Source organism: Campylobacter concisus (genome assembly GCF_002914005.1).
GTDB classification, from domain to species: Bacteria; Campylobacterota; Campylobacteria; order Campylobacterales; family Campylobacteraceae; genus Campylobacter_A; species Campylobacter_A concisus_N.
Genome location: NZ_POZU01000009.1, coordinates 1 through 23,531, shown reverse-complemented (window position 1 = coordinate 23,531; position 23,531 = coordinate 1). Strand labels below are relative to the sequence as shown.

Here is a 23,531-nt window from a genome sequence, read left to right as displayed (position 1 = left end):
GAATTTAAACCATTTTTGTAAAAATTTATTCCAAATTTCTCAAAAACTCCGCGTATTCTCTAGCGCCGCGCTCTAAATCGTCCTTGCTTGATACGTAGTCCACGCCCGGAGTCTCTTCGGCGCCGTAAAATGCGAAAAAGTCACGGTAATCGGCGCGAAAATAGTATTTGAACGCAAGCTCAAACGGCGTAAGAACCTCGCGCAAGCTAAAATGATAGCGTCCTTGCGGGCAGTAGTCGCTCTTTTTGATGCCTGCGGTCACGGCTAGCGCCACCTTGCGCCCCGCTATGCCGTTTGAACCGCGCCCATAGGCAAAGCCGTGCGTCATCACCGCGTCGATCCACGATTTTAAAATCGGAGGGCAGGAGAAGTTGTGAAGCGGAAACTGCAAAACGAGGGCGTCGTGGGCTCTGATGAGCTCTTGCTCGCGCGCGGCGTCGATGTCGCCGCCCCCGTAAACCCGCGTCAAATCATGGACGCTAAAGCGCTGCGGCTCTTTGAGAGCCTCTTGTAGCAGGCGTTTGTTTATGACCGAGTTTTGGATGTCAGGGTGGGCTAAGATGATTAGAGTTTTCATTTTTGTCCTTAAAAATTTATGGCAAGTAGTGGGATTTACTTGACAAATAATTTAATAAAACAGCAAAAAATTTAAAAGAATTTTTAGAGCCAGATGGCTCTAAATTTAAGATTTGACGTTTTCTAAACTTGCCTTTATAAAGCCTAATATCACAGGGTTTGGTCTAGTTAAGCGGCTAGTAAATTCAGGGTGACACTGCACGCCTACAAACCACGGATGGCCTTTTAGCTCGATAGCCTCTACTAGTCCGTCGCTTTCGCCACTTACTATTAGACCAGCCTTTTCAAAGGTCTCTTTATATTTTGGATTTGCCTCGTAGCGGTGGCGGTGGCGCTCTTTTACACTCTTTGCGTTGCCATAAATTTCAGCTAAAAGCGTCTTTGGCTTGATGTCGCAGTTATAAGCACCTAGCCTCATCGTGCCGCCAAGCGGGCTTGTGTGCGTTCTTATCTGTTTTTTGCCATGAGCGTCGATGAAGCTATCTATTAGATATATGATAGGATTTTTACACTCTTTGTTAAACTCCATAGAATTTGCATCTTCTAAGCCCAAAACATCCCTTGCAAACTCGATCATCGCTAGCTGCATACCAAGGCAAATTCCAAGATAAGGGATCTTATTTTCACGAGCAAATTTTATAGCCTGCATCTTGCCTAAAACGCCTCTTTCGCCAAAGCCGCCAGCGACCAAGATGCCATCTACGTCCTTTAAAAGCTCATTTACATTATTCTCTTCTATCTTTTCGCTATCTATCCAGCGTAAATTTACCCTAGCATCCAAATTTGCTCCAGCGTGGATGATGCCCTCGGTTAGGCTCTTGTAGCTCTCTTTTAGATCGATATATTTACCCACAAATGCTATTGTAGTTTCATTTGTTGGAGCGATTATCCTTTTTACTAGACTATCCCAGTTTGCCATGTCTGGTTTTAGCTCACCAAAGCCTAAATTTTCAGCGATTGGCGTTAATATATCTTGCTTTAAAAATGAAAGTGGAATTTGATAGATACTTGCGCTGTCTAAGCTCTCTATAACGCAGTTTTTCTCCACACCACAGCTTGCTGCGATCTTATCTTTTAGCTCGCGGTTTAGTGGCATTTCAGATCTGCAGATGATGATATCTGGGGTTATGCCGATGCGTCTTAGCTCGCCAACGCTATGCTGAGTTGGCTTTGTCTTTAGCTCGCCAGCTACTTTGATAAATGGCACGAGTGTTAGGTGGATATTTAGCGCTCTTTTTTTGCCAACTTCTACTCTTAGTGCCCTTATCGCCTCTAAAAATGGCAAGCCCTCGATGTCGCCAACGGTTCCGCCGATCTCAACTATTAGCACATCTTTGCCCTCGCCCGCTTTTTTGATACGATCAACGATCTCGCCAACGATGTGAGGGATCACTTGTATAGTCTTTCCAAGGTAGTCACCACGGCGCTCTTTTTCGATAACCGAGCTATAAACTCTACCTGTTGTGAAGTTATTGTCCTGACTTAGGCTCTCATCTAAAAATCTCTCGTAGTGACCAAGGTCTAGGTCTGTTTCAGCGCCATCGTCTGTGACGAAGACTTCGCCGTGTTCTAGTGGGCTCATCGTGCCTGGATCTACGTTGATATATGGGTCAGCTTTTAAAACGCTCACCTTTAAGCCAGAATTTTTAAGTAATGTCGCGATAGACGCAGCTGCGATGCCTTTTCCAAGTGAGCTTAAAACGCCGCCTGTGATAAAAATATACTTCGTCTCTTTTGCCATCAAAATTTCCTTAACTTTAGTTATTTTTTAATCTGCCGATTATACCCCTTAAATATTTAGTAAGGCATTAATCTTGCAAATTTTAAAAATTATTCTTTAAGTTTTTTTGTTATAGACTTCGACATCATGATTAAAAACTGCTTAAAAAACATCGCCTCTTTATATATAGACGGCTTTAAAAACATGAAAATAGGCAAAAAATTATGGCTTCTCATAATAATAAAGCTTATCATCATGTTTGGAATTTTAAAAGCCTTCATCTTTAACGAGACTCTAAATACCAAATTTCAAACCGACGAAGAAAAAAGCGAATTTGTAATTCGTAATTTAATAAAGGAATAAAATGTCTGAGATGGATTTTGTCGACTGGTCTAGGGCACAGTTTGCGCTAACCGCCATTTACCATTTTTTGTTTGTCCCGCTTACTCTGGGACTAAGTTTTATCATCGCTATCATGGAGACGATATATGTCAAAACTGGCGATAAAACATGGCTTGAGATAACGAAATTTTGGCTAAAGCTCTTTGGTATAAATTTCGCTATCGGTGTGGCTACTGGCATCATCATGGAATTTGAGTTTGGTACAAACTGGGCAAACTATAGCTGGTTTGTCGGCGATATATTTGGCGCTCCACTTGCGATCGAGGGCTTACTCGCATTTTTCATGGAGAGTACATTTTTTGCCATTATGTTTTTTGGCTGGGATAAGGTTAGCAAGAAATTTCATCTACTTTCAACATGGCTTGTTGCGATCGGTTCAAATTTAAGCGCACTTTGGATCTTAATCGCAAATGGATGGATGCAGTACCCAATCGGCATGAAATTTAACCCAGATACCGCTAGAATGGAGATGGAAAATTTCTTCGAAGTTGCGCTAAATCCACTTGGCATTAGCAAATTTTTACACACAGTAACTAGTGGCTACACTATCTCAGCTCTTTTTGTGATAGGAATTTCTGCTTGGTTTTTAATCAAAAAACGCCACATCTTACTAGCTAAAAAAAGTATCGTCGTTGCTAGCGCATTTGGACTTATCACATCGGCATTTTTACTACTTAGCGGCGATGAAAGCGCATATTTTGTAGCTCAAAAGCAGCCTATGAAGCTTGCTGCGATGGAGGGACTTTATAAAGGCGAGAAAAACGCTGGTCTAGTTGCTGCTGGTATTTTAAACCCAGCTAAAAAGCTTGGCGATGACATTGATCAATTTTTACTTGAGATAAAAGTACCTTATGCACTTGGCATCATGGCAAACAGAGAGCTTGACTCATTTACACCAGGCATTGATGACATACTTTATGGCAATAGCGAGCACGGCATAATGAGCGTAGAAGAGAAGATGGCAAAAGGTAAAGTAGCTATCGAAGCTCTTAAAAACTACAAAGAAGCCAAAAAAGCAAATGACGAGAGCCTAATGAAAACTTCGCTTTCAAATTTAGAAAGCAACCTAAATTTCTTAGGATACGGCTATCTTAAAGACGCAAAAGAAGCTGTACCGCCAGTTGCGCTTACATTTTATAGCTTCCATATCATGGTAGCACTTGGTACATATTTTATAGCTCTTTTTGCTATTACGCTCTATCTAAATCTTTCAAGAAAATATAAATTTGAAAACATAAGAGTGTTTTTGTGGATCTGCCTCTTTACCATACCGCTTGGCTACATCGCAGCTGAGGCTGGCTGGATAGTAGCAGAGGTCGGCCGTCAGCCATGGGTGATACAAGATCTCATGACCGTTGGCGTAGGAGCTACAAATTTATCTGACTCAAATGTGAAAATTTCATTTATATTATTTGCTGTTTTATTTACGGTCTTGTTAATTGCTGAGATCAAAATCATGCTTAAGCAAATAAAGATAGGATTTAACGACCATGCATAGTTTAAGCTTAGAAAATTTACAAATTTATTGGTGGTTTATAGTTAGCCTTCTTAGCGGACTTTTAGTCTTTATGATGTTTGTTCAAGGCGGCCAGTCGCTCATCTTTAGCCTTGGCAAGGACGAGCTTAAAAAAGATATGCTCATAAATTCTATCGGTAGAAAATGGGAGCTTACATTTACGACGCTTGTTATGTTTGGAGGCGCGTGCTTTGCGGCGTTCCCGCTATTTTACGCTACGAGTTTTGGTGGCGCTTACTGGGTTTGGCTGGCTATTTTATTTTGCTTTATCATCCAAGCTGTAAGCTACGAGTACCGCAAAAAGCCTGATAACTTCTTAGGCGCTAGAACTTATGAAATTTTCCTTTTCATAAATGGCTCACTTGGCGTTATTCTTATCGGCATGGCGGTTAGTACATTTTTTAGTGGCAGTGACTTTGTGCTAAATGAGCACAACTTTGTCGAGTGGAAGACTCCATTTCGCGGTCTTGAAGCTTTGGCAAATCCTTACTTGTACTTACTTGGCATAGCGATGTTTTTCCTATCTCGCGTAGGTGGCTGCTTATATCTTATGAACAACATCGCTGATGGCGAATTTATACAAAACGCCAGAAAGCAACTGCTTGTTAATACCGTGCTATTCTTGCCGTTTTTCCTAGGCTTTCTTGCTTGGATACTTACAAAAGACGGCTTTGCATATGACGCAAATGGCGTAGTTAGCCTTGTACCTTACAAATACGCTATAAATTTGATCGAGATGCCTATCGTTGGCGCGCTACTACTTGTTGGCGTTCTTTTGGTACTTGTTGGAATTTTCCAAGGAGTATTTACAAAAAGCATTCGTGGAATTTTTGCTTACGGCCTTGGCGTTACGCTAGCCGTGACTGCACTATTTTTGATAACCGGTCTAAATGGCACAGCATTTTATCCATCATTTAGCGACCTTGCTAGCTCGCTAACTATCAAAAATGCAAGCTCTAGCCACTACACACTTGGCGTTATGGCCTATGTTAGCTTGCTAGTGCCAGTAGTGCTTGCTTATATCATCGTTGTTTGGCGAGCGATAGATAGCAAGAAGATCACACAAGATGAGATCAAAAACGATCATCACGCATACTAAGGATAAAAGATGTTAGAAGCAGGAATTTTTTTGATACTTTGGCCAATGACGCTATTTATTAGCTACAAATTTGTTCTTTTTTCTCTTAAGAAATTTGACGCAAATAACTAAAATTTAGGGGCATTTGCTCCTAAATTCTTCTTTTTATTTTTACTCTTTAAAACGACTTCTTTATAAATTTATTTAAGCCACTTTTCATATAAGCGTTAGTTCTGTGTGAAATTTGGGTAGTAAGATATCATTAAATTTTATTAAAGGAGCGAAAATGAGCAAGAATTTCTTAGGTTCTGTTGCCCTTGCGGCTGTTTTGGTTAGTGGTCTTAGTGTAGGTATCACACCACTAGAGGCTGGAGTCCTGGCTCATCACGTAAAGGTTCAAGGCGAGCTTGGATCAGTCTTTATAAACCCTTACGACGTATCGCCTCTAACTGCTATCATCGATAGAGCTGGCAAAGACATCAAAGATATCCACGTCAAAGTAAAAGGCAAGCCAGATGGCGGCATCGACATCGACTACAATGTCTCAGAGCATGCTTTGCTTACGCATGATGGTGTGCCTATTTGGGGACTTTACCCTGACTATCTAAATGAAGTAGTCGTAAGCTACACGTTTAACGGAGCTAAAAAGGTAGAAACATATAAAATTTATGCCCAGCCTATCGTCACATATAGCCGTGATTTTAGATTTTCTCACATGCAAAAGACTCGCGTCAAAAAGGTCGATCCTGCCTTTAAAAATAGGCTCTATCTCATAAATAATACGATCACAAGCGTCTATAAACCGCTTGATTGGAAAAATGGCGGAGCTGCTAGTTGGAACGACTTTACTGAAAACTACATCGTAGATACTAAAGGCGAAGTCAGATGGTACCTTGACTATCAGAAATTTTACGACCGCAGCGAGCGCAGAGTGATGGATGGGGGTATGATGATGGGCTTTCATCAGCTCAAAAATGGCGATATCAGCTTTGGCATGGCACAAAGATATCTTAGATACGACCTCATGGGCAGAGAAATTTACAACCGCCCACTTCCAAGAGGCTATATCGATCTAAGCCACGAAGTTATGCCATTAAAGGATGATCACGCACTTCTTAGAGTTGGCAAATACAACTACCATCATAAAGACGGCAAAATTTCTCACACCATAAGAGATCACATCATCGAGGTCGATAGCACCGGTAAAGTGGTCGAAGAGTGGGATCTAAATGAAATTTTTGGTAACAACGTCTACCGCAGTAACCTCATAAAAGCGCTTGATGCTAGAGCTGTTTGCCTAAACATCGACATGGACGCAAAGGAGATAAAGATAAGCGACGATCAGCCATTTGGCGACATCACCTCTACTGGCACAGGCAGAAACTGGGCTCACGTAAATTCTATCTCATACGATGAGAGCGACGATAGCATTATCCTCTCGCTTCGCCACCAAGGCATCGTAAAGATAGGACGTGACAAGAAAGTAAAATGGATATTAGCTTCGCCTGAGGGCTGGAGTGAAGAATTTAAAGCCAAAGTGCTAACTCCAGTCGATAGCAAAGGCAATAAGATAAAATGCGAAAACTCAAAATGCGAGGGCGAATTTGACTGGTCATGGACTCAGCACACTGCATGGCTAACGCCAAGATACGACAACAAAGGTAGTATAAAACACCTAAGCGTATTTGACAATGGCGACGCAAGGGGCATGGAGCAGCCAGCCTTTAAAGAGGATAAATACTCCCGTGCTGTTGAGTACAAGATAGATGAGAAAAAGGGTACGGTTGAACAAACTTGGCAGTTTGGCAAAGAGCGTGGCTTTGACTTTTATAGCGCAGTCACTAGCAACGTCGAGTGGCAAAAGGATAAAAATACCTACTTCATCTCAAGCTCAAATGTAAATTTACTCCGTCCTGACAAGACTATCAAAATGGTCTTAGTCGAGATCGATCCAAAGACAAATGAGATCAAATTTGAGATGGATGTGGACTCTGCCTCAAGAGATGATGTTGCTTATAGGGCGATGGTTATTGATCCGGAGGTATTTAGTTATTAGCAGTATCTGGTGTGAGATTTTTCTCGCACCAGCTTTTAGTTGTTGTTTTGAAATTTATAGATTGCTTCTTTGATTCTAGTAAGGTTAAAATTTATCGCTCGCTCTAGTTCTGGCAAGTCTATATCTTTATCCGCTTCGAATGCTTTTACCATATCGCTTAGCTCTTTTGTCTCATCACTTGCAAGAACTATGCTTTTAAAATTATCATCGTCTATCTGGTCAAATTTTAAAAAGATCGATGCAAATTTATCTTTCAAAATTTCTTTATTTAGCTTTCTATTTTCCAAAGCTTTCTTTGTTCCACCATTTTTATTACAGGTTCTAAATATAGAATCTATTGTTTCATTCACTTCATCAAGTAAAATTTCTGTTTTTTCACTTTGCATATAAAACTCTCTTAACTATAAATTAAATTTAAAATAAAAGCTAAATCGCTCTTGTTTTGGAGATTAGAAGTTGTTTTACTTCTTTGCGTAAAAAGGAAAAATTAAAGTTGTATTTGTGAAGTTATTTTCATAAAAATTTGTGCCAGAGTTTAAAATTTTAGTTTGCATTGGCATCACTTTTATGCCCTCTATTTTTACGATCATTTTTTCATCCTTGTTAAAAAATTTTATCGCATTGTATAAATTTTCATAGGTCTTGTAAATTGTACCAAGGTACAATAAAGCCCTATAAATCAATATTTATAACACATTGATAATATTTTTACGTTATTATTTTGCATACTGCTTTGATTAAAATTACCGAAATTTCATAGCTATTTAGCTCATTCTTTTTGGATAAATTTTAAAAATTTAATGTGTTATTTATGTAATAAAAAAATTTTTAAATTTGTAAAAATTTTTTAAAATCTTTGATACTTTATATGTGATAAAATCCTCTCAAATTTTAAAAAAGGATCAAATTTGAGAAGCGACATAATCAAAAAAGGCTACACAAGAGCCCCACACCGCTCACTTTTACGTGCGACTGGGCTAAAAGACGATGACTTTGCTAAACCCTTCATCGGCGTTGCAAACAGCTTTATAGAGATCATACCTGGGCACTTTTTCTTAAACAAATACGCACAAATTTTAAAAGATGAAATTCGCAAAAATGGCTGTATTCCATTTGAGTTTAACTGCATCGGCGTGGATGACGGCATCGCGATGGGGCATGGCGGCATGCTATATAGCTTGCCTAGCCGCGAGATCATCGCAAACTCGATAGAAACCGTGATGAACGCTCATGCACTTGACGCACTTGTTTGTATGCCAAACTGCGACAAGATCGTCCCTGGCATGGTTATGGGTGCTTTAAGAGTAAATGTACCGACCGTGTTTGTAAGCGGTGGCCCTATGAAAAAAGGCTACACAAAAGATGGCAAGCCAATTGACCTTGCGACTGCATTTGAGGCGGTTGGTAAATTTGAGACCAAAGAGATAGATGAGGCTGAGCTAAAAGATATCGAGTGCAACGCATGTCCAAGCGGTGGTAGCTGTAGTGGTATGTTTACAGCAAATTCTATGAACACGCTTTGTGAAGCGATGGGCATAGCACTCCCTGGCAACGGTACTATCCTAGCGCTAACTCCAGAGCGCGAAGAGCTCATCAGGCAAGCTGCTCGCAGGATCTGCGAGATCGCACTTGATGAGAAATTTAAGATAAGAAACATACTAAATGAAAAAGCGATCCGCAACGCACTTATTGTTGATATGGCGATGGGTGGTAGCAGCAACACCGTCCTTCACATGCTAGCTATCTCAAGAGAAGCTGGAGTAAATTTAGACATAAAAGAGCTAAATAAGATCAGCCAAAACATCGCTCACATCGCTAAGATCAGCCCAAGTTTGCCAAACGTGCATATGGAGGACGTCGGCAGAGCTGGTGGCATGAATGCGGTGATAAAGGAAATTTCACGCAGAGACAACGGCATGCTAAATTTAGACAACCTAACAGTTAGCGGCGAAACGCTTGGCGAGCGCGTAAAGATAAGTGACATCAAAGATGAAAGTATCATTCACAAAGTAGAAAATGCCTATTCACAAGTTGGCGGACTTGCCATTTTGTTTGGAAATTTAGCTGAGCAAGGCTGTGTCATCAAGACAGCTGGTATCGTTGGCGAGCGTAAATTTAGCGGTAAAGCGGTCTGCTTTAACTCACAAGATGAAGCCATAGCTGGCATCTCAAGCGGTAAGGTAGATAAAGGCGATGTCGTCGTCATCCGCTACGAAGGCCCGCGCGGAGGCCCTGGTATGCAAGAGATGCTAAGCCCTACTTCACTCATCATGGGACGAGGCCTTGGCGCAGACGTAGCGCTCATCACAGATGGTCGCTTTAGCGGGGCGACAAGAGGTCTAAGCATCGGCCACGTAAGCCCAGAAGCAGCCGAGGGCGGCATGATAGGCTTACTACGAGACGGCGACATCATCGATATAGACGTCGATAAATACGAGATAAATGTTCGCCTAAGCGAGGCTGAGATCGCAAAGAGAAGAGCAGAATTTAAACCAGTTGATAAAGCGCTAACCTCTCGCTGGCTAAGGCAATACCGCAAACTAGTTACAAACGCAAGCAACGGAGCAGTGCTAGAAGCATAAAAATTTATTACAAAAGCAAGGAGTAGTCTATTTGCTTTTGTAAAAATATAAAAATTTCTTCATTTTTTTAAGGATACTAAATGCAACAAGATTTCTATTTTTATGCTGCCATATTTTTAGGAGTACTATTTTTGATTGCGATATTTGTCATCTATTCATTTAATAGAGACAAACTCGAGCTAAAGAGAAATTTGGCGCAAAAAGAGCAAGAAAATTTTGAAATTTCATCAAATCTAACAAATTTAGTATCTAAAAATAGTGAAAATCTGCAGCTAATCAGTGAGCAAAAAGCAAGACTTATGTCAAATCACGAGCGAATAGACGAGCTTGTTAGTGAGATCGATGCGCTAAAAACCAAAATAGCACAAAAAGACGAAGCTGAAGATGCGATGGAGCGCATGATAAACGAGCTTAAAGAGAGTATCGGTACAGCAAATGAAAGGGCCAAGAATAACGAGGCAAATTTCACTGCAACTCTAGCCGAGCTAAATCAAAATAAAAATGATTTAGCTGAAGCAAGTGAGAGAGAAAATAGATTAAAACGTGATATGGCTGTGCTTAGAAATGAAATAGAAGCAAAAGAAAATAGCCTAAAAGAGCAAGAGGCAAATTTATTAAAAGTAAAAAATGAGTTAAATTTGGAATTTTCTAATCTTGCAAATAAAATATTTGAAGAAAAAAGTGCGAATTTCACACAAAATAGCCAAAATTCTTTAGATCTTTTACTAAAGCCACTAAAGGAACAAATTTCAACCTTTCAAGAGCGCGTAAACGCAGTCCATGACGCGTCAGTTAAAGGCATGAGCGCACTAGGAACGCAGATTAAGCACATAAGTGAGATTGGTATCTCAATGTCAAAAGAGGCAAACTCACTAGCTACTGCATTAAAAGGTAGCAATAAAACACTTGGAAACTGGGGTGAAATACAGCTTGAACGCACATTTGAGGCTTCTGGACTTATAAAAGATGAGCATTACTTGACACAACAAAATTTCAAGAACGAAGAAGGCAAACGTCTTATTCCTGATTTTATAGTAAAGATACCAGATGGCAAACACCTAATAGTTGATTCTAAAGTCTCACTTATAGCTTACGAAAAGGCTATCACAGCTAGCAATGAAGAGGAGCTAAATTTAGCATTGAAAGAGCATATTGCTTCTATGAAAAATCACATAGATAGCTTAAATAGCAAAAATTACGGTGAGATCGTACCTGATAGTCCTGATTTTGTATTGATGTTTATACCAATTGAGCCAGCATATATCGAGGCTATGAAATTTGATAGTTCACTTTTTGACTACGCATTTCAAAAGCGCGTAATACTAGTATCTCACACTACGCTTATGCCTATTCTTCGCACAGTGGCAAATTTATGGCGCATAGAGCGTGGCAATGAAGAGGCCAAAAATATCGTAAAGAGTGCGATTAAAATTTATGATAAAGTCCGCAATGTGGCCGAGCATATGAATAGACTTAACAATACACTAAATACCGCAAATAAACATTTTAACGCCCTTGCATCAAGTTTTAGTGGTAGAGATGGTCTTGTTAGTAGACTTGAAAATTTTAAACGCTTGTCTCCAGATGAGCAAAAAGATATAGAAGTAAAAGAGATCGGCGTAAATAACGAATTAGAAAAAGAGGATTAGGATATGGCTAGAAAAACTAGCCATAAAAATTTATTTTAAAAGACCTTGTTTTTTCATTTGTTCCATTACTTGAGCAAACATCTCTTTAGCTTGTTTGCAAGTAGCGTCTTGTTGCTCTTTTGGAAGTGCAGCAAGTTGATCCATTGATTGTTTCTTTTGATCTTCATAAATTTTTACTTGTTGATCTTGACCAGCTTTTTTGTAAGCTTCAACCATCTTATCGATGTCTGAGAAGTATGATTTGCAAGTATCTGTAAGATCTGCAGCGTTTAGGCTTAGTGCAAAGCCAAGAGTAGCTAAAACTAAAAGTGATTTTTTCATCTCTTTCTCCTTGTGAAAATTTGAAAGGATTGTATCATTTTTATAATATTTTATGACTTAAATTAATAGCCAAGACAAGCGCCTTGGCTAAAATTTTGGCTTTTTAGCCTAAGAATTCGCGTTTAAAATACTCTTTTGGAGCTTTGCAAAGTGGGCAAGCGCCTGGAGCTTTTTTGCCTCTATGAACGTGTCCGCACACCTCACAAACCCAGATATCTTCTTCGTCGCTCTCAAAAAAGCCCTCTTCATCAAGCATCTTTTTAAGCTCCAAATACTCTCTCTCATGCTCAACCTCAACCTTGCCGATAGCGTTAAATAGCCTTTCAACATCTCTTAGCTCTTCTTCTTTTGCGATCTTTGCAAAGTCTGGATACATCGTCGTATGCTCGTAGTTTTCGCCAGCTGCCGCATCAAGTAAATTTTTATCCATCTTATCGATCGGATCGTTCATCATCTCGTGATACTTCTTAAACTCAGCCCTTGCGTGCCATTTTTCGTTTTCAGCTGCCTCGTAAAAGTGTCTAGCTATTGCGTGATAGCCTGCTTCTTTGGCTAGATCGCCGTAAAGCTCATACTTGTTTCTAGCTTGTGACTCGCCAGCAAATGCCTTCATTAAATTTACCGCTGTTAAATTTTCAGTCACACATTTCATCTCTTCGCCGCAACAGGTTAGTGTACCGCCGCCAACCTTTTGCACCTCGATCTCGTTGCCGCATTTTTCGCATTTGTATGTTTCGTACTGTCTCATTTTGACTCCTATTTTGATAAATTTTGAGTGGATTATAACCAAATAATTAAAATAAGTAAATAATAATTTTTATTGATAACGTATATTATTATTTTATTTTTTACACAAAATTTGTGTGAGTTTCGTTACAAATGGAGAGACTAGCAAAAGCATAGGATACGCCACTACAAAGGCTTTCACGTAAGCAGTTAGCCAAATTTTTACAAAGCCATCAACAAAGCCAAGGTTTAAATATGTCAGCACAAATGACATAAAAAACGCCATAAATGCTGACATTATAAACGCAAAAATATATCTATAAAATTTTGCTGGTATCATGAAATTTTGCCTATCAGCTCGCCTAGTCTTTTTGCATGATCGAGCGCCTTTTGCCTCATCAAAGCAAGCTTTGCCTCATCGTGCCTACTCTGATACGAAAGCCCTCCACTATAAATATATCCTGCAAACTCCATCCCGCAAGTATTTGCTAGTGCCTTAAGTGGTGGCAAAAATTCCTCTATCTCGTATCGCTGAAGCGCTTCTTTTTTATAAAGCTCCTCAGGCGCTCCAGAGGTAAATGAAAGCACCAGCTTCTTGCCACGTAGCTTATCTCCCTTGCTGCCATGAGAGAAGCCATGAACTAGCACATCTTCAAACCACTTTTGTAAAAGTGACGGCACGCCGTACCAAAAAAATGGATAAACAAGCACGATCACATCAGCCTTTACTAGCTTTTCTCGCTCGGCTTTTACATCGATAGCGTAGTTTTTATAAAGCTCACTTAGTATGTCAAATTTAGCCTCTGGCACGTACTTTTTTAGCTCACTCAAAATTATCTTATTTGCAAAAGAATTTTCAAGGTCAGTGTGACCTGATACAACTAAAATTTCACTCATTTTCTCTCCTTAAATTTACTTCTTTAAATTTATTTGCAAACAAAGCTACTTGCCTTGCTCGTGTCGCCACCCACGTATGTAGCCACCTTTGGATACGCACACGCTAGAAATTCCTTGCCAGCGTAGGTCCTACTTTTTGCTAGCATGCTCTTTGGCGCTTCGCCCTTTTCGTGCCACGCTTCAAGCGCACTAAGAGGATCGACGTCATCTATGCCGTTTCCGCCACCGCAGTGGTTCATCCCAGGTAGCGCAAAAAATGCCGCGAAATTTTGGCTATTTTCATTATCAGCCTCTAGCTTTTTAAACCAGTCCCTTTGATCTTTTGCCGAAAAAACTGGGTCTGAGACGCCAGTTACTATGATTAGCTTACCGCCATTTGCGCTAAATGTGCTAAGGCTTGTTGAGATAGCGTCATTTATCGCTACGGTTTCGAAAGTCTTTGGCGTGTCTTTGTCAAAGTCAAAATTTATCGTGTCAAAATTTGGTTGCGCGGGCGTTAAAAAGTAGTAATTCACCGAGCCGCTTGAAAGCGTGATATTTCTAGCGTTTGGCTTGACGCTTTGTGAGTCGCCTAGCTTCCACTGCCTCCAGCCCTCAGCGCTCACGCCTGAGTCGTAAAACCAGCCACTATAAATTTGCTCGCCCTTGCTGTTTTTGGCTCCGTTAAAGATTTTCTCTATCGCCTCTATCTTTTACTTATCTAAATTTAGACTTTTTGGATCAAATTTGCACGCCTCCCAAGCATTTATGATCCCATCCTTTAGTCCGTCTAAGGCATCACATTTTTCTAGTACGGCGTGGCTTAGCTTCTCAAGGTCGTCCTTAGTTAGGGCATTTGCAAAAATTTTCTCGCCTTTTTCATTTTTCGGAGCTATCTTCATAAGGGCTTGGTTATCCCACTGCTGAGCGATCGCCGCGCGAGATAGCCTAAAGCCAGGGTTTGCAGCGATGACGCCATCAAATTCTAGCGGATAACGCTGGGCTGCTATGAGCGCTGCCCTGCCGCCATTTGAGCAGCCCATGAAGTAGCTATGCTTTGGCTTTTTGGCGTATGCGGCAGCTAAAATTTGCTTAGCTGCGTCCGTTACCTTGCCGATCGCCTGGTAGGCGTAGTCTAGCCTTGCTTGCTGATCTAGCCCAAACTCAGCCGTTGGTTTTGGGTGTCCTGAGTTTGTAGTGACGACCGCGTAACCTCTAAGAAGCGCTGGCGTGGCTGTGCTTGTGCGTATCGGCACCGCGCCAAGAGCAGGCGCTACAAAGCCGTCCATACCGCCCCCGCCTTGAAATAAAAATTTCTCATTCCATTGCTCTGGCAGCCTTAGCTCATAGTCTATCGCATACTCTTTGCCGTCACTTCCAGTGCGTTTATAGAGTTTGCCATGCACCACGCAGTGAGGCTTTACTTTGATATTATTTTTACTGCCACCAGTTAGTGCAGACATTTTATCAGCTGATACTTCGCCACTCTCATTCCACACCGCATCTATCATCTCGTTGTTTAAAATTTTCACCTTTTAAGCTCTCACGTCCTGCCTTATCAATGGCAAAAGCCGTGCTACTAACAAGCGCTAGTGCGCAAAAAAGTGAAATTTTCTTCATAACATCTCCTAAAATTTTACCTTGCTAAATGAGGTCTCGTTTTTGAGAGCAAAGCCGTCAAATTCATCTATTAGCCCAGCTCGCTCTTTTGCGTAAGCCTTGTAGTTTTCGCTGTGGCGGTAGCTCTCAAAGCTAACTTCGTCTTTGTAAATTTCAACCAGCACCCACTTATTAGGTGCCTCTTTTTGACTAAAGACAAACTGTGCGTAAGCTCCCTCATCTACGCTTTTTTGCATATATTTTTTGATGATCTTTTCAAATTTTGAATCACTCTTTGCCTTGAGGCTTAAATTTGTGATACGAAAATACGCCTCTTTTAGCCGCTCTGGAGTTAAATTTTTAGAATACGCAGCCCTATTTTTCACACCAATAGCCTTTTTGCTAGCTAAAATTTCGCTACTCTCACTTACAAATTTTTTAAATTGCTCTGAGCTAGTATGTTTTTTATAAGCCGCCTCGTCCTTGTAAAACTCAAGCACGTAAAATAGCTCTGGCTTACTCTTTGCGCTCATGAAAAACATCGCCTGCGTGCCTGGTTCGCTCTTGGAGCTAAGAATATTTTCCCTGCCAAGCTCTTTTAGTAAAGTCTTGTTATTTGGCGTCGCAAGTAGCTCGTGTAAGCTCACTTTTGCCTCTGCACCAAAGGCAAAAGCCGCCAAAACCGCTAGTAAAAATAGCTTTTTAAACATCAAAACTCCTATAAATTTATCTTTCTATCACTCTTTTAATCCAAGCAAAAAGCTCATCAAGGTCGTAGTTGCCGCCATGTCCTTGTCCCCAGACCGCTTCAAAATCAACCTCTTTGCCAGCATTTTTAAGCAAGAGTGCGAGCATAGCAGGCACGGCAAGGGCTAGGTCAGTGTCGTTTGTCCCCTGCCTTATGCGGTAAAATTTTGCCGCCTCTTTGTTTTTAGTGTAGTTCATCGCATTCATCATCTTTATGACGCTAGCCTCCGCCATTTCGCCTTTGCTTCGCTCTTTTGCAAATTTAGTAAAGTGCTTTGTAGGCGTTTTACTATCGCCAAAGAGGTCGTTTTCAGGATTTTCTAGCCCAAGTCCGTCAAAGGCGACCACCTCTTTGGCACGTTTTAGCGAGGCGATGAAGTCTTCAAGCTTAAATGTATATCCAAGCGAGCAGCCCTGCGTGTCAAGAGTGATAAATTTAGGCGTGAGCGTGCTTTTGTCGCTGCTTTTTGTAGCGGTAAATGCCCTTGAGATGAGATCGTTTATATACTCTTTGAAGCTGCCCTCGCCATTTTCATCAAGGCTTAGCGCGTGGCCTTTGGCGTCTTTTAAATTTAGCGAGTTTAGATAGGCTGGGAATTTACTCTTTAGCTCGCGTGAAAGCTCTTTTTGCGTGGCGTTTAGCTCGCCTGTGATAGTCTTTGGCTTTTTGCTCCTGTCGTTAAAGGTGCTTGCATCAAGACTTGAAAAGTCTATCCTTTCAAATTTATCTAAATCCCCAAACATCCACTCATACGCCTCATCCTCATGCTCTAAATTTGTAACAGGGCAATAAACTGAAGCTGCGTAAATTTGATCGTCTGCTCTTGCAGCTCCTAGCTCTTTAAGATATGGCTCATACTCTTTTGCATTTGCGCTAACGCCTAGAAGTGCCGACATCGCGCCGCCTGCGCTCGTGCCGTTTGAGATGATCTTATTTGCATCACCTGGCATAAATTTGTCGTTAAACTTAAGATATCTAACGGCCGCTTTTAGATCGACTATCGCAGCTGGGGCTTTGCCGATAAATTTCTCGCCATCTTTTAGCGTCCTACCCCTAGCGCCAACGCTTGCCACGACGTAGCCTCTAAGAAGCGCTTCAAGGGTGGCATTTGGTTTTTCGTTTTGGATTTCTGGCTTTTGTGGCACTGCGCTCATGTAGCCGCCGATCGCGTTTGGCATAAGGATAGCGCTCTTTTGGTCGCTAAATTTACCCTCTGGCACATAAAAATTTAGTACCTCATAGTCGCTAACTGGCTTTGCCACATAGACTATGCCTTCATATGCTCTAAATTTAAGCGTCCTTTCGCCAACTTGCACGCTTTTTAGCTCAAATTTGCTTTCATCAAATTTAAGTTCATTTCCAAAGCAAGTGCCCACCAAACAAACCCCTAAAATAGCAACTCTAACACCTTTCATGATCTGCCTTTTTATTTTGTCCTACTTTTTGCTCCACATCCTTGGCGTAGGCTACCAGGGCTTTAGCGCCTAGTTATCTTTTGGCTCGTATTTGACCGCATAGTCAAATTTTGGCTTACTTAGGCTAAACTCAAAGCTATCTCTATCGACCGAGCCAACGCAGTAATGGCTATCATAAAGGCGAAGCAAAAACTCCGCCATCTGCTCGCTCGTATGATACTTTTTAAACGCTTTGTCGTAGTCGTAGTTCTCTTTGCTAGTTGCCACCATGCCAAATTCTGTCTTTGTAGCAGCTGGGGCCAGCATTTTTGCTTGCATTTTCGCCTGCTTGTCCTGTGCTAGCTCGTGGTAAAGTCCCTCGCTAAAGGCACTTACGAAAAATTTGCTAGCGCAGTATGTGACGGCGTTTGGCACGATCTTGTAGCCGCCTATCGAGGAGATGTTTATAAGCTGCGTATCTTTGTCTTTATATTTTTTAGTAAAGAGCGTTGAGAGCGTCACAAGTGAGATGATGTTTAAATTTATCATCTGAGTGATTTTTTCTAAATTTTGCTCGCCGACCTTGTTATAGTCGCCAAAGCCAGCGTTGTTTATAAGCGCTTTTAGCTCAAATTTTTCTAATTTTTGCCAAAGCAAGAGGGCATTTTCTTGCTTTGAAAGGTCACAAAGCTCTATCACGACATCGACATTTGCAAATTTAGCTATCTCACTTTTTAAATTTTCTAAAAGCTCGCCACGTCTAGCAACAAGGATCAAATTCTCCCCGCGCCTTGCAAATGCCTTTGCCGCCGCCGCTCCTATACCTGAGCTTGCTCCAGTGATGGCGATGTATCTTTTCACTTCGCATACTCCACCGGACTATAAATTTTGACACCTTCGCTGTGGTCATCTTGCGCTACTTGCACGATCACTTTAGCGATATCAGCTGCCTTCATCGGTCTATACTCGTCAAAAAAGCCTTTTGGGATAAATTTAAACGCCTTTATCGCCAGATACTCGCCAAGTCTAAATTCCTTTCTCTCAGCCTCGATAAGTGGCAGCCTAGCGATGTGAAATGAGCTATATCCAAGCTCTTTTATCTTTGCTTCTGCTTGACCTTTTGCCTTTAGGTAAAATGAGCCTGACTTTCTGTTTGCGCCTGCAGCCGAGAGCAAGACAAAGCGTTTTGCCCCGCACTCCAAGCCAAATTTGGCAAAATTTATCGGATATGTCACATCGACTTTATAAAACTGCTCTTTGTGCTTTGCCACCTTCATCGTCGTGCCAAGTGCGCAAAAGACATCATCAGCGATAAATGGCACCTCATCTTTTAGCTCGTCAAAATTTATTACTTTTACTTCAAGCTTTTCGTGAGTAAATTCTAGTTCATGCCTAACAAGGGCAATAACCTTGCTATAATGCTCGCTCACGCATAATTTTTTTAAAATCTCACTTCCCAAAGCGCCGCTGGCTCCAGCTATAAGGGCGATCTTTTTCATATCTTTCCTTTGTAAAATTTAGATAAATTCTATCTCGCTAAGGCAAAAATTTCACTTATGGCCTCTTTTGTATAAATTTGCTCCAAGCCCCTGCCCTTGGCGTAGTCATAAACTAGCGTCATGATCTCGTCTAAATTTGACTCATCAACGCCGATTTCAATAAGGCTTGTTGGTGTGCCGATCTTACTAAACCACTCTTTTAGCTTCTCTATGCCTGCGTCTGCGTCATCTACGCCAAAAATTTCTTTGCCAAAGCGCTTAAATGCCTCTAAATTTCTACTCTTATACCACTTCATCCAAGCTGGCATCACGACACTTAGCCCAGCTCCATGCGCGCAATCAACCACCGCACCTATGGCGTGCTCGATCATATGATTTGGATAAGAGTAGCCAGCTGTGCCAACGTAAGTTAAGCCATTTAGTGCCATCGTAGCAGCCCAAGCAAACTCGCCTCTAGCATCGTAATCACCTGGCTCTTTTAGTAAATTTTCTGTTGTTTTCATGACTGTTTTTATGTTTGATTCGATGTATAAATTTATGATCTCAGGCTGGATGCTAGCCGTAAAGTATCCCTCGATACTGTGAGCAATGATGTCTGAGGCTGAATAGACCAAGTACTCTTTGCTAACGCTTGCTTGAAGAAGTGGGTTTATCACAGACACTTTTGGGTAAAGACAAGCGCCGTGCATGGCAAATTTCTGTTTTGTGGCTTCGTTTGTGACGACCGAGCTGCCGTTCATCTCTGAGCCAGTTGCTGCAAGCGTTATGATGTCAAATATCATAAGTGCTTCACTTGGATCTTTGCCGGTAAAAAAGTCCCAAACATCGCCGTTATATTTAACTCCAGCAGCCACAGCCTTTGCCGTGTCAAGCACCGAGCCACCACCTATGGCTAGCACGCTATCGACACCTTGCTTTTTAGCTAAATTTATAGCCTCATTTACCTTGCTTAGCACTGGATTTGACTTCACACCGCCTATCTTGCAAAACTCGATACCATTTGCACTTAGGCTCTTTGCTGCCACATCAAAAAGGCCATTTTTTATGATCCTATCGCTGCCATAGATGATAAGCGTCTTTTTAACGTCAAATTCTTTCATATATCTGCCGATATTTTGCTCTTTGTCTTTGCCAAATTCTATTTTTGTAGGGTTTAAAAAGCTAAAATTTTGCATAGTTTCTCCTTATTAGTTTTAATGATTATAGTTTTGCAAAGCAAAAATTTTTGTTAAAAATAATGAGTAGAAATTTAAAAGTTTCTTAGTCTGATAGGAAGTTTTGAGATGATTTTTTTCGGATCAAAGCTACTTTTAGCATCAACTAAATTTCCAAAATTTTCACCTGTGCTAAGAAATTTTTGCAAATAATAATTACCTCTATATCCAAGGTCATAAAGAATTTCAGACATCAAAGAAATATCTATTTCGTTTAGAAAGTCTGCATGCACGGTTGTTCTTACTTCAAAATCGAAATTTATCTCAAGCAGATATTTTAGCGTGCTAATAAATTTTTCATATAAATTTGAGCCAGTTACGCCCATAAATTTCTCTTTTGGCGCTTTAAAATCAAGTGCGATATAGTCAATCAGCCCTTCGCCTATCGCCTCTTTTAAAATCTCAATATGAGAGCCATTTGTATCAACTTTTAGGCAAAAATTTCTTGACTTAACCTCTCTTGCAAGTTTTAAAAACAAAGGATTTGCTGTGCATTCGCCACCGCTAAAGACAATACCATTTAGCTTACCTATACGGCGGTCTAAAAAGTTACAAACCTCAGCCATTTCTATATTGCCATTTGAATTTACAACTTCTATATTGTAGCAATACACGCATCGCATATTACAGCCTGCAAACCAAACTACCGCAGCCACTTTGTCTGGATAATCAAGCGTAGTAAATGGCGTTATACTAAAGACTTTATGCAAATTTATGGACCTTTTGAGATTTAAAAGGCACAGAAGATTGTGCCTTTTTTATTTGAGTTTTTATGTTTTTATTGGCTGCGGTGATTATCTTTTGCAGCAACTTGCGTATTCATCAAATTTAATACGCTCTTTATGCTCACCTTTTTTGCCGAGGTTAAAGCTCTCAACTGGTCTGTGATAACCCATAACACGAGTATAGACTACGCATTTTGTGCGTTTGTCTTGTACTTTTTCTAAAATTTCTTTTTCTGTCATTTCCTCTCCTTATTTGGAATTGTTTTTCTCTTTTTCTATTAATTCTGCATCGCAAAGCGGACAAAATTCATGCTCTCCAGCAATGTAGCCATGTTTTGAACAAACGCTAAATACAGGCGTTATCGTGATATATGGAAGCTTATAATTTGAGATTATGCTCTTTACAAGCTCCTTGCAAGCTTTAGGTGAGCTGATCCTTTCTTTCATATAAAGGTGAAATACTGTGCCACCAGTGTATGAAGTCTGAAGATCATCTTGCAAATCAAGTGCCTCGTAAGCATCATCTGTAAAATTTGCTGGAAGCTGGGTTGAGTTTGTGTAGTAAATATTCTCCCCACCACCTGCTTGGATGATGTCTGGATAGCGCTTTTTATCCTCTTTGGCAAAGCGGTATGTTGTGCCTTCAGCTGGAGTCGCCTCAAGGTTATATAAATTTCCAGTCTCTTCTTGAAATGTCCTTATCTTGTCGCGCAAAAACTCGACCATCTCAATAGCAAAATCACGTCCAAATTTTGTTGAGATATTCTCTTTATCATTTGTGAAATTTCTAAGAAGCTCGTTCATACCATTTATACCGATCGTGCTAAAGTGGTTATTAAAGTGCTTTAGATACCTCGCCGTGTAAGGATAAAGCCCTCTGTCATACATCTCTTGTATAAATTTACGCTTTTTCTCTAGTGTCGATTTGGCTAGTTCTAAAAGATAGCTAAGTCTATTATAAAGTGCGACCTTATCGCCTTTGTAGTTGTATCCAAGGCGAGCCAAATTTATAGTCACAACTCCGATCGAGCCTGTCATCTCAGCACTACCAAAAAGACCACCACCTCGTTTTAAAAGCTCTCTTAGATCAAGTTGCAAACGGCAGCACATAGAGCGGACATGTCCTGGTTTGTAGGCTTTTTCGTTTTCTATCTTATTGCCATTTTCGTCATAAGTGTATTGTGAGCCGATAAAATTTTGAAAGTAGCTTGAGCCCATTTTGGCAGTATTTTCAAAGAGTACATCCGCCACTTCGCTATCCCAGTCAAAATCCTCTGTGATATTTACCGTTGGTATAGGGAATGTAAAAGGCTGCGAGCACTTATCGCCAGCTGTTAAAACCTCGTAAAATGCCTTATCTATGCGTGCCATTTCAGGCTCGAAGTCCTTGTAGGTCATATCGATCAAATTTTTCCTACCACGCTCGTTTGCTTTTTTCAAAATTTTCTCATCTTTTACATTTGTAAAGAGGTGTATATCATCGCTCGTTGGGATCTGATCTCTTAGGTCGCTTGGGCAAGTGATATCAATAGTTACGTTTGTAAATGGACTTTGTCCCCAGCGCGCAGGCACATTTAAGTTAAAAATAAAGCTAGTGATCGCCTTTTTGATCTCAGCGTCGCTTAGATCGTCTTTAAAAACATAAGGCGCAAGGTAGGTATCAAAGCTAGAAAAAGCTTGAGCGCCTGCCCACTCGCTTTGCAAAATTCCTAAGAAATTTGCCATTTGATAAAGCGCTTCTCTAAAGTGCTTTGGCGCTTTGCTCTCGACCCTACCACGAACGCCGTTAAAGCCCTCATTTAACAAAGCTCGCAAGCTCCAGCCAGCGCAGTACCCTGTAAGGCAGTCAAGGTCATGGATGTGGTAGTCTCCGTTTCTGTGGGCTAGGCCCTCTTCTTTGCTATAAACAGCGTCTAGCCAGTAGTTTGCTATGACTTTACCGGCGGTGTTGTTTATAAGGCCTGCGTTTGAGTAGCTTGTGTTTGAGTTTGCAGAAATTCTCCAGTCGGTGCCGTTTATATACTCATTTATCGTTTGAGTTGAATTTATGTAAGTCGTATCGTCATTTAGGCCTAAAATTTGCTCACGTTGAAGCTTGTGTGTGTGGCGGTAGAGCATAAAGCTTTTTAAAACATCGAAATATCCGCTATTAAATAGCTCTTTTTCGATCGCATCTTGGATGTCTTCGACTGTTATTGCGCTTGACTTTTGAAAGATATCTTGGACAACATTTGTAAAAACTTTCTCATCATAAGCTAAATTTTCGCTAGCAAATGCCTTTTTTATCGCATCTACTATCTTATATGCTACAAATTCTTGTCTTGTGCCATCTCTCTTCAAAATCTCACGCATTACTCGCTCTTTCTTCTAAATTTTTCAATATAAAGTTTAAAAGTATAGGACAAGAAAGCTTAAATAATAGATAACTATTTTATTTTGTTTAATAATATTTATCAAAAAATATAAAATTTTAGAGAGTTTTCTTAAGTATTTATCTACGTATTTTAAGTATTAAAAACTAAAATTTGATTATTTTACTTAAATAATTATTTTAGTTTTAGTTTTTAAATTAGTATATTAATTAGATCATATAGCATTATGGCTATTTAATTTTATAGATATCCAGAATATACTTTTCCATATCTGCTTCACTTGGTGGAGATAATAATTTATGAGATTTTAACTGTTTTATATCTATTTTTCCATATACAAGATTCAACATATCAAATCCTATGTCTGAAATAATATTTTGATTTTCTAACCATTTTTCAAAAAATAAATATTCTATATGAAAGTTAATATTCCTTTCACAATCGCTATGTTTTTCTACTGCTTTTGTTATCTCACCAC

22 protein-coding genes and 2 pseudogenes are annotated in these 23,531 nt (G+C 40.3%); 6 read left to right on the top strand and 18 right to left on the bottom strand.

Annotated elements, in window-relative coordinates; translation table 11 throughout:
- Nucleotides 1-25: 25 nt before the first annotated feature.
- Both CYP54_RS00895 and pyrG read right to left on the bottom strand, forming a co-directional pair.
- On the bottom strand, nucleotides 26-577 hold the full coding sequence (locus tag CYP54_RS00895; protein WP_103603829.1) for an NAD(P)H-dependent oxidoreductase: 552 nt from the start codon (nucleotides 575-577) through the stop codon (nucleotides 26-28).
- 105 nt (nucleotides 578-682) lie between these two features.
- Nucleotides 683-2,317 carry a CTP synthase gene (gene pyrG / locus CYP54_RS00890; RefSeq protein ID WP_103603828.1) on the bottom strand — a complete coding sequence of 545 codons (1,635 nt, stop codon included), beginning with the start codon at nucleotides 2,315-2,317 and terminating at the stop codon, nucleotides 683-685.
- Between the two features lie 126 nt (nucleotides 2,318-2,443).
- Here pyrG and CYP54_RS00885 point away from each other — a divergent pair, with 126 nt between their 5' ends.
- From CYP54_RS00885 to CYP54_RS00870, 4 genes are all read left to right on the top strand, one after another.
- Nucleotides 2,444-2,659 carry a DUF4492 domain-containing protein gene (locus CYP54_RS00885; protein ID WP_103603827.1) on the top strand — a complete coding sequence of 72 codons (216 nt, stop codon included), beginning with the start codon at nucleotides 2,444-2,446 and terminating at the stop codon, nucleotides 2,657-2,659.
- A 1-nt stretch (nucleotide 2,660) separates the two neighbouring features.
- Complete coding sequence (locus tag CYP54_RS00880; protein WP_103603826.1) at nucleotides 2,661-4,196, top strand: cytochrome ubiquinol oxidase subunit I; 1,536 nt, start codon at nucleotides 2,661-2,663, stop codon at nucleotides 4,194-4,196.
- Nucleotides 4,189-5,313: a cytochrome d ubiquinol oxidase subunit II gene (locus tag CYP54_RS00875; RefSeq protein ID WP_103603825.1), complete on the top strand. Its 1,125-nt coding sequence runs from the start codon at nucleotides 4,189-4,191 to the stop codon at nucleotides 5,311-5,313. Before CYP54_RS00880 ends, CYP54_RS00875 begins: the two co-directional genes overlap by 8 nt.
- Nucleotides 5,314-5,578: 265 nt before the next feature.
- Entirely contained in the window at nucleotides 5,579-7,348 is a 1,770-nt protein-coding gene (locus CYP54_RS00870; RefSeq protein ID WP_103603824.1) for an aryl-sulfate sulfotransferase, read from the top strand.
- Nucleotides 7,349-7,383: 35 nt separating this feature from the next.
- Here the strand turns inward: CYP54_RS00870 and CYP54_RS00865 are convergent, their stop codons facing one another.
- Nucleotides 7,384-7,734 (bottom strand): hypothetical protein, encoded by a 351-nt coding sequence (locus CYP54_RS00865; protein WP_103603823.1) that lies wholly within the window; start codon nucleotides 7,732-7,734, stop codon nucleotides 7,384-7,386.
- A gap of 75 nt (nucleotides 7,735-7,809) precedes the next feature.
- Nucleotides 7,810-7,938 (bottom strand): hypothetical protein, encoded by a 129-nt coding sequence (locus CYP54_RS10040; RefSeq protein ID WP_258031873.1) that lies wholly within the window; start codon nucleotides 7,936-7,938, stop codon nucleotides 7,810-7,812.
- Between the two features lie 318 nt (nucleotides 7,939-8,256).
- Between CYP54_RS10040 and ilvD the strand changes: the two genes are divergently transcribed.
- Nucleotides 8,257-9,930 (top strand): dihydroxy-acid dehydratase, encoded by a 1,674-nt coding sequence (gene ilvD, locus CYP54_RS00860; RefSeq protein ID WP_103603822.1) that lies wholly within the window; start codon nucleotides 8,257-8,259, stop codon nucleotides 9,928-9,930.
- Between the two features lie 80 nt (nucleotides 9,931-10,010).
- Nucleotides 10,011-11,579 (top strand): DNA recombination protein RmuC, encoded by a 1,569-nt coding sequence (locus CYP54_RS00855; RefSeq protein WP_103603821.1) that lies wholly within the window; start codon nucleotides 10,011-10,013, stop codon nucleotides 11,577-11,579.
- Between the two features lie 30 nt (nucleotides 11,580-11,609).
- Here the strand turns inward: CYP54_RS00855 and CYP54_RS00850 are convergent, their stop codons facing one another.
- The 14 genes and pseudogenes from CYP54_RS00850 to CYP54_RS09775 all read right to left on the bottom strand — a co-directional run.
- Nucleotides 11,610-11,900, bottom strand: coding sequence for a DUF5339 domain-containing protein (locus CYP54_RS00850; RefSeq protein WP_021091917.1), 291 nt, complete (start codon nucleotides 11,898-11,900; stop codon nucleotides 11,610-11,612).
- Between the two features lie 103 nt (nucleotides 11,901-12,003).
- Complete coding sequence (locus CYP54_RS00845; protein ID WP_002940712.1) at nucleotides 12,004-12,648, bottom strand: ferritin family protein; 645 nt, start codon at nucleotides 12,646-12,648, stop codon at nucleotides 12,004-12,006.
- 93 nt (nucleotides 12,649-12,741) lie between these two features.
- Nucleotides 12,742-12,966: a DUF2798 domain-containing protein gene (locus CYP54_RS00840; protein WP_103603820.1), complete on the bottom strand. Its 225-nt coding sequence runs from the start codon at nucleotides 12,964-12,966 to the stop codon at nucleotides 12,742-12,744.
- Complete coding sequence (locus tag CYP54_RS00835) at nucleotides 12,963-13,523, bottom strand: NAD(P)H-dependent oxidoreductase (protein WP_103603819.1); 561 nt, start codon at nucleotides 13,521-13,523, stop codon at nucleotides 12,963-12,965. The genes CYP54_RS00840 and CYP54_RS00835 overlap by 4 nt, the downstream gene beginning before the upstream one ends.
- A 29-nt stretch (nucleotides 13,524-13,552) precedes the next feature.
- Nucleotides 13,553-14,965: pseudogene (locus CYP54_RS00830) on the bottom strand (tannase/feruloyl esterase family alpha/beta hydrolase).
- Nucleotides 14,966-14,990: 25 nt separating this feature from the next.
- On the bottom strand, nucleotides 14,991-15,122 hold the full coding sequence (locus CYP54_RS10035; protein ID WP_258033575.1) for a hypothetical protein: 132 nt from the start codon (nucleotides 15,120-15,122) through the stop codon (nucleotides 14,991-14,993).
- A gap of 8 nt (nucleotides 15,123-15,130) precedes the next feature.
- A complete protein-coding gene (locus CYP54_RS00825; protein ID WP_103603818.1) occupies nucleotides 15,131-15,811 on the bottom strand; it encodes a putative quinol monooxygenase in 681 nt (226 codons plus the stop codon).
- A 16-nt stretch (nucleotides 15,812-15,827) separates the two neighbouring features.
- Nucleotides 15,828-17,264 carry a subtype B tannase gene (locus tag CYP54_RS00820; RefSeq protein ID WP_103603817.1) on the bottom strand — a complete coding sequence of 479 codons (1,437 nt, stop codon included), beginning with the start codon at nucleotides 17,262-17,264 and terminating at the stop codon, nucleotides 15,828-15,830.
- A gap of 69 nt (nucleotides 17,265-17,333) precedes the next feature.
- A complete protein-coding gene (locus tag CYP54_RS00815) occupies nucleotides 17,334-18,104 on the bottom strand; it encodes an SDR family NAD(P)-dependent oxidoreductase (RefSeq protein ID WP_103603816.1) in 771 nt (256 codons plus the stop codon).
- Complete coding sequence (locus CYP54_RS00810; RefSeq protein ID WP_103603815.1) at nucleotides 18,101-18,742, bottom strand: NAD(P)H-binding protein; 642 nt, start codon at nucleotides 18,740-18,742, stop codon at nucleotides 18,101-18,103. The genes CYP54_RS00815 and CYP54_RS00810 overlap by 4 nt, the downstream gene beginning before the upstream one ends.
- A gap of 29 nt (nucleotides 18,743-18,771) precedes the next feature.
- Nucleotides 18,772-19,917: an iron-containing alcohol dehydrogenase gene (locus CYP54_RS00805; RefSeq protein ID WP_103603814.1), complete on the bottom strand. Its 1,146-nt coding sequence runs from the start codon at nucleotides 19,915-19,917 to the stop codon at nucleotides 18,772-18,774.
- A gap of 74 nt (nucleotides 19,918-19,991) precedes the next feature.
- Complete coding sequence (locus CYP54_RS00800; RefSeq protein ID WP_103603813.1) at nucleotides 19,992-20,666, bottom strand: anaerobic ribonucleoside-triphosphate reductase activating protein; 675 nt, start codon at nucleotides 20,664-20,666, stop codon at nucleotides 19,992-19,994.
- An 84-nt stretch (nucleotides 20,667-20,750) separates the two neighbouring features.
- Nucleotides 20,751-23,033 (bottom strand): annotated as a pseudogene (locus CYP54_RS00795) (ribonucleoside triphosphate reductase).
- 250 nt (nucleotides 23,034-23,283) lie between these two features.
- Nucleotides 23,284-23,531 (bottom strand): hypothetical protein (locus CYP54_RS09775; RefSeq protein ID WP_181001481.1); only part of this gene is annotated, 248 nt, incomplete at its 5' end.

Coding starts and splice junctions, on each gene's coding strand:
- CYP54_RS00895 (WP_103603829.1), bottom strand. CDS start 577: ATGAAAACTCTAATCATCTTAGCCCACCCTGACATCCAAAACTCGGTC.
- pyrG (WP_103603828.1), bottom strand. CDS start 2,317: ATGGCAAAAGAGACGAAGTATATTTTTATCACAGGCGGCGTTTTAAGC.
- CYP54_RS00885 (WP_103603827.1), top strand. CDS start 2,444: ATGATTAAAAACTGCTTAAAAAACATCGCCTCTTTATATATAGACGGC.
- CYP54_RS00880 (WP_103603826.1), top strand. CDS start 2,661: ATGTCTGAGATGGATTTTGTCGACTGGTCTAGGGCACAGTTTGCGCTA.
- CYP54_RS00875 (WP_103603825.1), top strand. CDS start 4,189: ATGCATAGTTTAAGCTTAGAAAATTTACAAATTTATTGGTGGTTTATA.
- CYP54_RS00870 (WP_103603824.1), top strand. CDS start 5,579: ATGAGCAAGAATTTCTTAGGTTCTGTTGCCCTTGCGGCTGTTTTGGTT.
- CYP54_RS00865 (WP_103603823.1), bottom strand. CDS start 7,734: ATGCAAAGTGAAAAAACAGAAATTTTACTTGATGAAGTGAATGAAACA.
- CYP54_RS10040 (WP_258031873.1), bottom strand. CDS start 7,938: ATGATCGTAAAAATAGAGGGCATAAAAGTGATGCCAATGCAAACTAAA.
- CYP54_RS00855 (WP_103603821.1), top strand. CDS start 10,011: ATGCAACAAGATTTCTATTTTTATGCTGCCATATTTTTAGGAGTACTA.
- CYP54_RS00850 (WP_021091917.1), bottom strand. CDS start 11,900: ATGAAAAAATCACTTTTAGTTTTAGCTACTCTTGGCTTTGCACTAAGC.
- CYP54_RS00845 (WP_002940712.1), bottom strand. CDS start 12,648: ATGAGACAGTACGAAACATACAAATGCGAAAAATGCGGCAACGAGATC.
- CYP54_RS00840 (WP_103603820.1), bottom strand. CDS start 12,966: ATGATACCAGCAAAATTTTATAGATATATTTTTGCGTTTATAATGTCA.
- CYP54_RS00835 (WP_103603819.1), bottom strand. CDS start 13,523: ATGAGTGAAATTTTAGTTGTATCAGGTCACACTGACCTTGAAAATTCT.
- CYP54_RS10035 (WP_258033575.1), bottom strand. CDS start 15,122: ATGAAGAAAATTTCACTTTTTTGCGCACTAGCGCTTGTTAGTAGCACG.
- CYP54_RS00825 (WP_103603818.1), bottom strand. CDS start 15,811: ATGTTTAAAAAGCTATTTTTACTAGCGGTTTTGGCGGCTTTTGCCTTT.
- CYP54_RS00820 (WP_103603817.1), bottom strand. CDS start 17,264: ATGAAAGGTGTTAGAGTTGCTATTTTAGGGGTTTGTTTGGTGGGCACT.
- CYP54_RS00810 (WP_103603815.1), bottom strand. CDS start 18,742: ATGAAAAAGATCGCCCTTATAGCTGGAGCCAGCGGCGCTTTGGGAAGT.
- CYP54_RS00805 (WP_103603814.1), bottom strand. CDS start 19,917: ATGCAAAATTTTAGCTTTTTAAACCCTACAAAAATAGAATTTGGCAAA.